Raw genomic sequence first — 13,384 nt, 5'->3', positions numbered from 1 at the left:
ATTTACACGGATGAGACGAGTCCGACGAGGATCGAAAGGCGAATCGCGGTATCAGAACGCTTCTTCCCGACTCATCCACTTCGCCCAAATATTCCCCGGATATCCTTTCAGCGCTTGCGAGAAATCCGTCCGAGCCGCCGAATCGTTCCCCTGCAGCAATTCGATCAATCCGCCGAAGTAATTCAGATTGCTCTGCTGCACATTCCTGTCCGCTTCGCCGAACTTCGCATAACTATCCATCAGGTTCTTTTGCATGTCGGCGCGCACTTGAACCATTCGGCTCAACGCTGCATCCGCCTCGGACGACTGACCTAACTTCCGTAACGACTTGATCTGATAATATGCCAAGTCGGAGGTGGCGGCAGCCTTAGCCGCCGCCGACTTTTCGTAAGCCTCCCGGGCCAAATCCGGCTCGTTCAACCCCTCGTAAGCAACGCCCGTGAGATAATACGCCTTCGCCTCGTAACCGCCTCTCGACGAGCGAGCTACCTCCAAGTTCGCCGGATACTGCATAGCTAAAGCAAATTCTTCGATCGCCCTGCGATAATTTCTCTTCTTCAAAAAAGTCATGCCGTTCAACAGATGCGAATTGACATAGATGACGTGGATCTCTCCACCACCTTCCCACAGATGGAAGTGCCGGGCGTCCATGATCTTTATAGCCTTGGCATAATTACCGGTCTCGTTATAGAGAGACAGCAGGCGCATGACTGCATCGTCGTGCTTCATGACGGTCTGCAGGTTCTTTTCCATCCGTTTGAGACGAACGGTCGACGATATGCCGGCTTTTTCGTAAATCTTATCCGACTCCGTCATCAACAAAGGATCTCGAGGGTTATCCTCGATCGCCCTGTCGTAATACTTCATCGAGGCATTCATGTTGCCCCTCTGTCCTTCTGCGAAGCCCACGTTTCTGCAAGCGAGCGCAAAGCCCGGATTCAACTCCGCTGACCGGTACCACTCGCCCAGCCCCTTGTCTTTTTGACCGAGGTAATAGAGCAAATTTCCATAGTAATAATGCAGGTATGGATCGTCAGGTCGTAGCCGAATCAACGCTTCGAAAACCGGGAGTTCTTCGATACGCAAAGGGAAATTGTTATAGGCCGGCAGCATCGACGCCCGCTCGATTTCGGCCATGGCTTCGGATTTATTCTCATCCAATAACGTATATGCCATATAGAGATGAATCAGCGGATAGTTCGCATAAGGCGCACCGATCTTTACAGCTTCGTCGAGCATGATGCGGACGGCTTGGGTGTCGCCTAAGGTGATATAGTTCGCCGCCACTTCGAGCAATTCCTGGACAGCGATCAATCCTTCGCTGCGATTTTTCCGCGTGACGGAGAAGAAGGAGGCATCTCCCCTGTCGAGGAAGCTCTCTTCGAATTCACTCATATAATCCAACGGATCGATGGAGCGAATCGTCCGGATCACTTCCGCAGCCTCCTCCTTCTTCCCCAATCGACGGAGGATATAAGCCTTGACCGTCAAAGCCTGCAAATCGTGTGCGCCGACCAGCAACGATTCGTCTATCAGTTTCAATGCTTCCGGATAATGCTGTGCACGGACAGCTGCCACCGCCAACTGATAGAATGCCGGATGTTTGAATGCCGGCGTATAGGTGGCCGCCCACAGGTTCTCCTCCGCTTCCATTGTTCGGCCGGTCAGCCGGTAAAGATACCCCAAGTAGTAATTCGCTTCCGTATTCATCGCTCTGGTGTAATCATGCGTCAATCTGTCCAGCGCGCGGAGCAGGTGCTTCTCGGCTTTCTCCCACTCTCCCTGTCGAATATGATGTTTTCCCACTTCGATGTTCACGCGGGCATCCATGGAATCACGGTGCAACGCCTCCCGGTAAAAGTCCATGTAAGAGAGTCGCGCATTATTAAATTGATCTACGCGCAAGCCTGCCAGATAAAGTTCCTCGACGGTCTCGTATTCCTTTACCGGTTTCGTTCCGTCTATCACTTTCGGCAATTCCTTCTCTTCGAGTTTTACGGGGCGATAGTCGACGAGTACCTTACCGTCCTTATCATAGAGGGCTGTGTAGAGTTCCTGCGGATCGGTGTCTGCAGGGACTGCCACTTCGTCGAAAAAATACCGGTCGGGAGAAATGCCGATTCGCTTATCCATCAAGATCCGATCCTTATATTTAACCATCACCCGGGCATTCTCATGGTTCGTCGTCGTCTGATAGCCGACCCGATATGTTTCATTCCCGATCGGCTGGAAGTTGACCGCCGCCTCTTCCGTCGCATTCTTCACGCCTTTGATGCCCTTAATCGGGTACCAGATCTGAGAAAACTCCCGGATTTCTCCCGGATTGATCCAGCTATAGTCGGGTTGATTATCGGAGTAAGCGCCTACCATCAATTCGAGATAGTGGCCGTCGTTATCGGAAAGTATCTTGTTCCACATCTGGCCGCTCGGATTATTTCCCCACAAGAAAAATTTCTTGCCGGGCACTTGGTGGCGGTTTGCCACATGAACGGTTCCCGCATCCTGCCCGTAATCGTAACCGGCGAGGAAATTCATCTTACTGTCCCATGCGAAGATGGAACGTCCCGACTCCGTAAAATTCTTCCACCACGAGAGATCTACGTTCGTTTTGTTGCTTGGTGTGATCGGTCCCTCCGGCCAGGGAGTGAAATAGACTTTATGATGGTCGACCCCCACCTGCACGTCGGGCGGAAAGATCACCTGATACCGTTCGTTGCAATGAACGGATACGTTCGCCCAATAAAGCATGGATTGAATCATGGGAGTAGGGTTGATAACCTTAACCTTGGCCTCCACCCAGGAACGATTCGGATAAACAGTTATTCCGACCGACCATTTCAGGCGATGCCGAAGCTCGGTCTCACCGACCCATATCGTCTTACTGCCGTCCGCATGTTCTTCCATCTTCCAATCCACCGGCATATAACTGCTCGCGCGATGATGATCCGGAATATTCCATTCCACGCCGCCCGAAAGCCAAGCTCCCAACATACCGATCAATGCCGGTTTGATACCGGTCTGCGTATAGAAGAAATGATAGTTGTTGGTCCTGTCGGTCGCCTGGAAAATACGTCCTCCGATCTCGGGCAGCACGCCAATAGAAACATACTCGTTGTCGAGGCGCAATAGCTCATATTCCTTATCCTCTTTTTCCTCAGTCAGCACGTCATAGAGAGGGTAAGGATAGATATATCCTTCCGCACCTTGATAAACCCTCCCGGTAAAGAAGATAGGATCCTCTTCCGGATTACCGATTTTATACGTAGGAATCTTTTCCTTTACTATGCCCATGCGTACCGTTTGTCCCATCAACGAAACGGCACAACACCACATCAGGGGCAGCATTCTCAATTTCAGTTGCATATTATTGGTATTAGAATTAAACATCTAATTGACAAAGATATGAATTATTTGAAAATCCTCTGTACACAGTAAGGCCCTTATTTAATGCGGTTTTTCGTCAGAGATGTTCGAATCCTGAGGAAATGTCGTGAAATAATAATTATACCAATAGGTATATTGGTATTTCGCAAGGATCGCCCGACGATTTTTCGTCCGAATAAAGGACTGAAACTCATTAAACTGTTGAATAACGGAAGGAGGAATCCTCACGCCCTTCACACGGAATCCTTGAGTCGCAGCCAATACAAGCGCTTCCATATAATGTACGGGAATCCGCTCCTCGATCAAAAACAAGTGCTTGTTCAAATAGGCGGTAAAAGCGAGCAGATTCTTTCGTATCAGCAAAGCACACAAATAATAATGATTCAATTTCTCGTTTTTATACCCGTTTTGCGTAATGCGATGGAGATTCCGCAAGGTAGAATTCGTCATAAAGAACCGGTCTGCAGGAGGAGCATCCACCGACGGGAGCGCTGACATTAACGCTCTTTCCTTTTCCACCCAATCCCCGTAACAGGTAGCGTGCGACAGAACATCCATGTATTTCCGAGCCAATACCCGATTTCCCGAGGAGATATTGAATTTGACGAGATTCATCAGAACCCGGAAACTCATTCCGGAATCGGTATGTGTAGCTTCAAGGAACGCCTGATGGATGGCTTCGTTGTACAACCCCACATGAGCATAGAAAAGTTCGTTGAAAAAACAAGCCTCCTTCGACATATCGCCGTTGAAGAGAAAAAACTCTTCCGAATTTACGGGATAATGGAAAATAACATCGCCCAACATGTTTTTATGACTTAAACCCAATAAAATATATCGTAATTCCTCAGGAGTATGATCCCGTATTCCGATCAGATTCAACAAGTGATTCCACTTTTGCGAATAAGCAAGGTATGCCACTTCATGATCGTGCTCCTTAGCCCTATACGTTTTTTCGGTACCGATATAATAATATGAACCGCCCAATAACAACACGGGGATAAGATAGACCGTCGCTATTTTATATTCCCTTTTTGTGTCGAGACAACGCTGCCGCTTCAAGAGAAATTCCACACCTATCACAATCGGCAAAGCAATGAAAAAGAAATTCCAAGTCAAGGAAAAATAAAGCAGTACCAAGAACAGGATACGAAAATACCACCGCTCGATCCGGCAGGAAATAGCCCATATCAGAAAGAAAGAAGCAAACTGTACGGAGAAAAACAGGGTATCGTCCTGACATTGCTTTATCCATAACCCCATGACCGGAAGCAAAGCGACAGAGAGGAAAGCTTTGGGGAGCTTCAAACGATTCAGAACGATCAGCGAAGAACACAAGACGATGAATGCGAACAGCGTTTGCAAAAGAGCTCCTATAGCCGGCCAACGGAAGAATTGAGCGAAGAAACTGCTCAGGAATACCGAAAAACCGGCATGTTGCGACCAGATCCAATACATATGATCGGGCGTCCATACGAAAAAGCCGTTCGACTCTATCGCCCATAAGGTATAAGGAAAAAGCCGATACCACGTAATAAAAATCAACGGGATGCACAACAACAAGATCAAATAACGCGCTTTCATTCTCTCATCCCTTTAAAAACAGAACGAAGATGGGTTTTGGAAAGACTTACGCTTTTCGATACGAATTCGGGAACATTATACGACATCAACCTCGTCGTATACTCTTCCGGATCTTTCTGCGGCAATAAAAACGGTTTATGCAAATGCCCTTTCACATCAAAATAGGCAATGAATAAGCGTGTATACCGTCCGTCCAACCTACGACTTCCGAACAAGATCCATCGACCGTTAGACGACCAGGCATGATAACTTTCTGCCTGATCGCTGTTGAGCACATCCGTAGAGATCTCCTCCCGATTGTCCAATCGAATTAATTTCAAATCCGCCTCCTTATGCCAGACAGGAAAGGTTCCGTAATCGGATTGAGTATACATCAAATAGTTCCCGTCGGGCGAGACTCGCGGCCATGATGCGCTTTTCGAGAATTTTTCAGTCGGCACTATGGTATCCGTCGAATCGACGAATATTCCTTTCGCTTTATCAAACTTAACCCTCAAGATATCGTAATGGATTCGATGCAGGCTATCGGGCAAAGGCACGGCACGAGCCGCACAGTAATATAAGTCGTTCCCGTCCGGCGACCAAGCGGGGAATGTCCGTAAAATCGAATCGGCAGCAAACGGATAAACAACCGTCATTTCATGCCTTTCCGTATCGTAGAGGAGGATATCGGACGATTTGTCGTACACTTCGATCGGCTGTTCGCCCTGAGCAGCGAACGACTGAAAGGTATCGTTGGACGAAAAGGCCACGTACCTGCCGTCGGGATGCCACATCGGATAAACACCCTGCTTCCCGGAGGAGAGCTTGGTCAAATCGACCTTCGTCGCGATTCCGTCTTTAACGAAGACGGTTCCCCCGTTCTTCCCACGCACATGGAACAGGAATCTGTCCGGTGAATAACGATAAAAAGAATGACAGTTCAGGCAAGCTTTTTCAGTCGTTCCATTGTCCACATAAACTTGCTCAGAAAACGATCCCAGGGTTCTGTCGCATAAATAAATCCGTTTCCAACTTTCGTAACCGGGCTCGATCAGGCGGTACGCGATGTGGGGATCGATATCGTCTGCCGCTATATGAAGCGAGAAAGGCTTGTACCTCAAACCCTCAGCGTGTTCCCGGTTCCAAACGGATACCGTATATCGAAGCTCTTTCCCCTTATTCCGATCGAGTAATGTGCTCCATCCCTTTGAAAAATCTACGGCATGCTTTCCGAAGAAAGTAATCGTATCGCCCTCATCTTCTACGACATCTACCCGCATGCCGTCGGCACCTTTCACTTCAAAATTGAGAGGAGCTATGGTATACGGAACCGTTACCTCTTTATAATCGGGAAATATTTCCGGATAGGCGTCGAATACTTCTTTGGCTTCTCGACGTTTCTGGCATCCCGTCGACAGGACCAACAGCATGACTATGGAGAATTTGAAGATTGCTGACATATCCGAAAGCGACTGTGTCCAAACTTTCATTTCGACACAGCCGCTCCATATTGGAAATAATTATTTTAACTTCGGATTCAAATCGACATCCGATCCGGGATAGGGCGCATAGATCGCACTTTCCGTAAACGTCCCCGAAGGAGCCAACGTTTCCTTCAGAATAACTCCCGGAGCTACTTCCACGCCTACGGTATTGTCTTGCTGACGTTGCGCCCAAGCCTGAGCGAACAATTCCATACGTTGCTGATCCATCCGGCGGGTCTGCATGGCTACCCAATATCCGGCCACTTCCCAGCCATGTTCCTTTACACAAAGATCGGCGAATTCCGATGCCGTATAATCGGAAGCGGAGATAGGCTTTTCGCCGGCACGGACACGAACCTTGTTCATACATTCCAATGCCTGAGCATTAACGGAACCGGTAGCACGAGTCGAACATTCGGCATACCACAACAAAACCTCCGAATAGCGAATCAGTCGATGTCGTTGCGAAGTATTGGCAATGTCCTTAACAGGATTAGAGCTTCCGCCATAGGTATAATCGAAATCCTCTGTACCGCCTTTGGACGCGCAAAATATCTGATAAGCCGGGTGAGCTTCAGCGATGATATGATTGCCTTCGGCATCGGTATCCCAGAAATTATGCAATTCGCCCTTGAAACCGCCTACCAGCACCATAATTTTCGGCATAAAGGTCGCATCCTTCCGAGCGCCTTCGGGAAACTCTTTCCAGAAGCTGTAAGTCCCCCATCCATCGCCCCAACCTCCTTGCGACTCGAAGATGTTGCTAATGCCCATCTCCGTATCCTGCGACCATCTAAACGATTCGTTATAGTTGACACCTACTACTGTCTCCGTATTATAATTACGACTCAAAGAATAAACCTGCTTGTATTCCGGCAGCAATTCATATTCATAAGTACCGGCATTGCTACCGTCGATAACCTGTTTAGCCATGTCGGCAGCCTTTGCATAATATTCCTGTCCTAATTTCAACGGCCATCCCGCCATGGTCATATAAACACAAGAGAGAGTAGACATCGCTGCCTGTTTAGTAATATAACAAGCCACGCCTTCCCATTGGCGGGGAGTTTCGGAATAACTGGTAGGCAAATTGGAAATGCAATACTGCAAATCGGTCACAATCAAGTCGTATACGTCTTTCACGCTCGACAGGGGAGTTTCCTGCGAGATTGCATTATCCGTATTCAGCGGCAACTGTCCGAACACGCGCACTAAGGTAAAGTAGGCTTCCGCTCTCCAATAATGAGCCTGCCCTAAAGCGATCTTGATTTCTCCTTCCGATACAGGGGTTTTCCCTGCATTCATAATGATGTAGTTGGCAGCCTTTATCACTTTATAATAGACATCCCACGTAGCCACCACGCATTTATTATCATTCACGGGCACAAAGCGGTCGAATTGAGCGAAAGCCTGCTTATTGCTTGCAGGATGCGTAGTCAAATCATCCCCCATCCAACTGAAACCGGTCGGATTCGTATTTGTCTGTGTAGAACAAACCTTGCTCCATAATGCGGTTACAGCCATATTCAAATCATTCTGGGATGTGAAGAAATTATCGGCAGCCAATTTCCCTTTCGGATCTTCATCCAAGAAATCACTGCATGATGCGGCAAACAAAGCGAATGTGATCAAACATCCTAAAAATATTTTATTCTTCATAATTTTTCGTCTTAATAATTAGAAATCAAGCTTTACACCGAAAGTAAACGTACGCGGGTTGGGGTAACCACCCATATCGATACCGCTGTTGACATCCCCATGTCCTGCCGAGAAAGCATAAGCCGTCGGGTCCATGCCACTATACCCGGTGATAGTAAACAGGTTCTGACAGCTAAAGGATAAACGGATATCGGCAAACTTGGTAATGTTCTTCTTGAGCAAATACGACAAAGCGATATTCTGCAAACGAAGATAGTCCGCATTTTCCAGATATTGCGTCGAATTAGGATACATGCTATTGGTCGTGCTCTTCAAAGAAGCATATTTGGGGTTTTTCTTATTATTATCCCAGTTATCGTAATACGCTTCTTTCAAGGTAATAAACCGAGAATCGCCTACGCGATTGGTTCCGGCAAAACGAACGAGATTCAAGCGTTTGGCACCCACCGAGGCATTGAAGAAGGCATTGAGCGTCCAATTCTTATAAGTCAGCTCGTTATTCCAACCAAAGGTCCAGTCGGGAGTGGCTTTCCCTGTCAAGATTCGGTCGTTGCTATCGATCTTTCCGTCGGGTTTTCCGTCTTTGCCGTTCACATCTTCGTAAATATTATCGCCGGTGGCAGGATCGATGCCTAACCATTTATAGACATAGAAAGAACCGATGGGATAGCCCACTTGCGCCCGTGTCACACCGTCGTTGGCTATCAAGCCCGCTGCGGGGGTCGTGCCGGAAATATACAGGTCGCCCGCCAAGTTTACCACCTTATTTTTATTATAAGTGCCCGTCAGAGTCGAACTCCAAGCGAAGTTCCCCGTTTCGACGGGACGCGCATTGATGGAGAATTCAAAACCTCTATTCGTAATTTCGCCGGCATTCACCCAATAATTACCGCCTCCGTCATAAAGCGGTATCTGTTTCTGCAACAACGCATCGGTGGTTCGTTTTGCATAATAGTCCAAGGCGAAGTTCAAACAGCGTTGCAGTAGAGAGAATTCAAGTCCGAAGTCGACTTGCTTGGTCTTTTCCCATGTCAAATCCGGTGTAGACACGGCATGTGACCAATAGCCCGGATAATTGACCGTCCCCCCGTAACCATAATTGGCCGCGGACAACATGCCCAAAGTTTCGTAAGCATCCAACGCCTGACTGCCTACGATACCGTAGCTGGCACGAATCTTTATATCTTCGATCGATTTTACCTGAGCCATGAAGCGCTCGTTGCTTAAATTCCACGCCAGGGCCACCGATGGAAAATATCCCCACTTCTTATCGGTAAACTTGGAGGAGCCGTCGGCACGGAGCGTAGCCGTCAACAGATAACGACTGTCATAATTATACATCAATCGGCCGACCCCCGACAACAACGTCCACGCCGAATAACCGTTGCCTTCGGAACGGGAGGAGGCCAATTCTACATTCCAATAGCCTACGCTTTCCGTCAAAAGTTTAGACCCACTGATTCCCAAGTAGCGATTTTCATTCTTAGTCGCTTCGAATACGCCGGTGGCTGTCAAACCATGCTTTCCCCACTGACCGACATAAGTCAGGTTATTAGACGATTGCCACTGCAAACGATAATAATCGCGGTTGCTCATCCCGCTCTCCGATTCGACCAAAGCGGAGGAGAAGCCATAGCTTTTGAAACTGCGGTAATCCACTCCGTTGGTAGAGGTGAAAGTCAGTCCTTTCACGATATGGAAGTGCAGGTCGACCATCCCGTTAAAGATGTTCGCTACCATGTCGCTGCCATTCAGTTTGGCAAGCCCATAGGGATTACGGCCGATAGCGTTGAACTGGTCGTAAGCGTAGCTGCCGTCCTCATTAAACATCGACATCGAAGGCGAGTAACTGATTGACTGCCAGATCGGATTACCCTTACCGGCCCCGAAGCTGTCGCCCCCATGACGTGTGATATGAGAAGCGTTCACATCGGCCGTAATATGGAACCAATCCGTCACCTGCGAAGAAACATTCGTTCTGAAATTATAACGTTTATGTTCGTTGAATACGAATACCCCTTCCTGATCCATATAGTTCCCAGAGATATAATACTGCGAATCCTTGTTGCCTCCTGAAACCGCAACCTTATAATTCTGCGTAACGGCCGTACGGAACATCTGGTCTTGCCAATCGATGCCGCCGCCATTCTTATAGGATTCCAATTCCGAAGCAGAGAATGCATTCGGGTTACTGTTCACATCCATATATGCCTGAGCATATTCATACGCATTCATCAGATCGTAAGTTTTGTAAATATTAGAAATACCCACCTGTGCATCGAACGAAATGTTACGCGCATGAGCATGTCCCTTCTTGGTAGTAATCAAGACGACGCCGTTAGAGCCTCGGGAGCCGTAGATAGCGGTCGAAGATGCGTCCTTCAATACCTGAATAGCTTGAATATCATCGGTATTGATGCCCTCCAGTCCCGATTCGCGCACGATACCGTCGACGACGTAAAGCGGATCGTTGCTCTTATTGACTGAGTTAGCCCCACGCACACGGATCTTTACAGAGCCACCGGGGATTCCGGAACTTTCGACCTGTACTCCCGACAGACGTCCCTGCAACGCTTCCGACACGCTGGTAATAGGTTGATCACGGAAACTCTTATTATCGGCCACGGCGACAGCGCCTACCAAGTCAGCCTTCTTCACCGTACCATAACCGATGACGACGATCTCTTCCAACGCTTCCGAATCCTCGGAAAGCGTGATCTTTACCGTTCTCTGATCGTTTATCGCTATTTCTTTCGACGCATATCCGATGTAAGAAACGACTAAAACGGCATTCGGTTTCACATTCAACGTAAAATTACCTTCATAATCGGTAATCGTTCCGTTCGTGGTACCCTTTTCCAAAATATTCGCACCGATAATCGGTTCGCCGTTCAGGTCGAGCACTTGTCCCTTTACCGTCACCGTTTGCTGTGTGACTTCCATCGCGGCCGAATCAAGCAGCCCCGTGGCTACGGCTGCACTTGACAAACCGCCCGATACAAACAAGCCGACGGCTATTCCCATCGTTTTGAGAAATTGTTCATGTCGGGAGCTCTTGTTCTTACCCGACAACAGATTGTTTTCCATACAATTCGTGATTAAAGTTATTATTACTGCATGATCGATTTCATATCATTGCACCTGATTTTATCCAAATCGAGCAGAAATTTATGCAATCATCCGGAAAACAAAGATAATGCTTTTCCAAGAAATCCTCCATTTCGCTCATTTTTTTACTCTGCACTTCAAATTTTAACATTTTATTTGACGGAACCCTCCGATTTAATCAAATATTTTCATTACATACTTAAATTTATTAAATCATGTGCCTTTATAAAAGTCGATTTGAAAGCAAGGGGAATCGACGATGTGCTGAAGAAAATACCCGGTATCTATGTGAAGGGAAGCGGGCAAGTTCTCGAGAACCACAACCCATAAAAGCATTGGAAAAAACACAATTTTCCAATGATATGCGGCAATCAATCTGAAAATAAAGGAAGGTAAAAAGATATTTTCAGTATGATGGCCATGCCGGGATTAGACGCCGATAAAAGCTTGCTGTGGCAGGAAGAACTTACCGAGATTATTTTATTACATACTTAACTATAAGTTTTTTACTATCAGTATATTCCTACATCCCCTCAAAAATAAAATTTATTAATAGTTTTATCGGACGCAACACGCTCATAATTCTTTTATTTTCTCCGATATTTACACTGTTATCCAAACAACTTATTCCATTATTTTCGTTTGAGCCCCATGGGATATTGTTTATGTGTGTCGCTGTCACTTCGACTCTTTCGGGCTGTTTGGCTATCGCATGGCTGATGGATAAATTACATGTTACAAGGTTTCTTTCAGGTAAGAAACATGCCTTAACAGTCTTTTTGTAATAGAAAAACCTCATAAACAACAATATATATAAATATATAAAATCAGCGGATTAACAAATATTAACCAAGGAATAATCAAATATATAGCTCCAATTTTGTAAAAAAGTAAGTATATTGCACAACAAAAAGGATTTATTGATATTATGTAGTTCAGAATTTCTTTTATAAACGACCTTTAACTAAAAAAGTTATGAAAACATTAAATTTCTACCAGCTACGAATTTTGCTCTTGAATATTATTTTCTCTTCACCAGCATTTACGATTGATGCACAAATCAATTATCGCTCCAATGGATTTTTAACCTTTGGGAACACATCAACTTATCATGATGGAACAAAAAATTATGATCTTACTTTACGAGGAAATATTTGGATTAATGGCCCAACGAGTGGACACTTTCTTCAAATAGACACAAACTCGGCTGCTACACGTATTGCAAGTCATTATAATCAGGTAGTTTTTTATAATAGTGGAACTTCTACTTTTAATGCGATTCAAGTATCAAATATTTACAATTATTCTGATGCACGTGCGAAAACAAACATTTCAAATGTTTCCAATGGGTTAAGCACCATTTTAAAGTTACGCCCTGTTACTTATGATTTTATCAATAAGGACAGTAGAACTCCTTTTAGAACGGGGGGGAGTGGCAAGGAACTTGGATTATTAGCACAAGAAGTTGAAAGGATCTTACCTGAGATTGTTCTTACAGATGATGAAGGCAAAAAACTGATCAATTATACGGCTTTGATACCTGTTTTAATTGAATCAATCCATGAACTTAAAGCAGAAATCGAAGAATTGAAATCTACTAGAAAGTAAAGTGTGGGAAGAATCCTCCTCCTCTTTCCATGTGAAGAGGAAGGCGTATATAAAAAATATTTTACGTAATTAAAAGAAAGACTATGAATTTAAAATATATTATCGCCTTTTTATCAATTTTCCCTATATTAATTATTGGATGCACCGATGAAAATCAATTAACCAATGATGATCTTACAGAAATTGATAATATAAATGCCTTGACCAGATCATCGGTTATATCCGATTATTACTGGTATCAAGGGCAACAAATAGAAATTACTCCGGTGAAAAATTTATATTACATATCATCAACGGATAGTTCTATTCTTGAATCTGTTCAATTTAATTCAAAGACAATATCCATCACCTCAAGTTTAAAGAGGGGTCATTCATATGAACAGGAAAAAACCTTTTGGAAAATTGTAGAGATTGATGAAAAAAAAGCATCTATATCTTCCACTATTAATGCTTCCTATTTAGCCTCTGAATTAAAAAGTGAAAATATTTACGTCGCACCTGTATTTGGGGTTAATAGCCAGGATTACATTTCTACGAGTGATTTTTTTACATAAAAATTAAATCTTCCGAAGATT

The 13,384-nt window shown here is 45.5% G+C and carries 7 protein-coding genes; 2 read left to right on the top strand and 5 right to left on the bottom strand.

Translation table 11 applies throughout. The features are described from left to right. Positions 1 to 51: 51 nt before the first annotated feature. From BN102_RS03210 to BN102_RS03190, 5 genes are all read right to left on the bottom strand, one after another. Positions 52 to 3,363 carry a DUF5107 domain-containing protein gene (locus tag BN102_RS03210; RefSeq protein WP_019207635.1) on the bottom strand — a complete coding sequence of 1,104 codons (3,312 nt, stop codon included), beginning with the start codon at positions 3,361 to 3,363 and terminating at the stop codon, positions 52 to 54. A gap of 81 nt (positions 3,364 to 3,444) precedes the next feature. Next, entirely contained in the window at positions 3,445 to 4,968 is a 1,524-nt protein-coding gene (locus BN102_RS03205; RefSeq protein ID WP_019207634.1) for a DUF6057 family protein, read from the bottom strand. After that, positions 4,965 to 6,440 carry a TolB family protein gene (locus tag BN102_RS03200; protein ID WP_019207633.1) on the bottom strand — a complete coding sequence of 492 codons (1,476 nt, stop codon included), beginning with the start codon at positions 6,438 to 6,440 and terminating at the stop codon, positions 4,965 to 4,967. Before BN102_RS03200 ends, BN102_RS03205 begins: the two co-directional genes overlap by 4 nt. Before the next feature lie 30 nt (positions 6,441 to 6,470). Beyond that, positions 6,471 to 8,093, bottom strand: a complete 1,623-nt coding sequence (locus BN102_RS03195) for a RagB/SusD family nutrient uptake outer membrane protein (RefSeq protein WP_036786974.1) — start codon at positions 8,091 to 8,093, stop codon at positions 6,471 to 6,473. A gap of 18 nt (positions 8,094 to 8,111) precedes the next feature. Beyond that, the gene (locus BN102_RS03190; protein ID WP_019207631.1) at positions 8,112 to 11,180 is read right to left on the bottom strand and encodes a SusC/RagA family TonB-linked outer membrane protein; all 3,069 of its coding nucleotides are present in this window, start codon (positions 11,178 to 11,180) and stop codon (positions 8,112 to 8,114) included. A 996-nt stretch (positions 11,181 to 12,176) separates the two neighbouring features. On the opposite strand from BN102_RS03190, the gene BN102_RS03175 reads away from it, so the two are divergent. Both BN102_RS03175 and BN102_RS10500 read left to right on the top strand, forming a co-directional pair. Next, positions 12,177 to 12,809, top strand: coding sequence for a tail fiber domain-containing protein (locus tag BN102_RS03175; protein WP_019207628.1), 633 nt, complete (start codon positions 12,177 to 12,179; stop codon positions 12,807 to 12,809). A gap of 83 nt (positions 12,810 to 12,892) precedes the next feature. Next, on the top strand, positions 12,893 to 13,363 hold the full coding sequence (locus BN102_RS10500) for a hypothetical protein (RefSeq protein WP_019207627.1): 471 nt from the start codon (positions 12,893 to 12,895) through the stop codon (positions 13,361 to 13,363). Positions 13,364 to 13,384: the final 21 nt, after the last annotated feature.

It is taken from the genome of Phocaeicola abscessus CCUG 55929, from assembly GCF_000312445.1.
In the GTDB taxonomy this organism is placed as follows: Bacteria; Bacteroidota; Bacteroidia; order Bacteroidales; family Bacteroidaceae; genus Phocaeicola; species Phocaeicola abscessus.
Note: the sequence above shows the minus strand (reverse complement) of the source record. Positions and strands in the feature narration are given on the sequence as shown.

Excerpts from the sequence above, each read along its gene's own strand:
- BN102_RS03210 (WP_019207635.1), bottom strand. The coding sequence starts at position 3,363 with ATGCAACTGAAATTGAGAATGCTGCCCCTGATGTGGTGTTGTGCCGTT.
- BN102_RS03205 (WP_019207634.1), bottom strand. The coding sequence starts at position 4,968 with ATGAAAGCGCGTTATTTGATCTTGTTGTTGTGCATCCCGTTGATTTTT.
- BN102_RS03200 (WP_019207633.1), bottom strand. The coding sequence starts at position 6,440 with ATGAAAGTTTGGACACAGTCGCTTTCGGATATGTCAGCAATCTTCAAA.
- BN102_RS03195 (WP_036786974.1), bottom strand. The coding sequence starts at position 8,093 with ATGAAGAATAAAATATTTTTAGGATGTTTGATCACATTCGCTTTGTTT.
- BN102_RS03190 (WP_019207631.1), bottom strand. The coding sequence starts at position 11,180 with ATGGAAAACAATCTGTTGTCGGGTAAGAACAAGAGCTCCCGACATGAA.
- BN102_RS03175 (WP_019207628.1), top strand. The coding sequence starts at position 12,177 with ATGAAAACATTAAATTTCTACCAGCTACGAATTTTGCTCTTGAATATT.
- BN102_RS10500 (WP_019207627.1), top strand. The coding sequence starts at position 12,893 with ATGAATTTAAAATATATTATCGCCTTTTTATCAATTTTCCCTATATTA.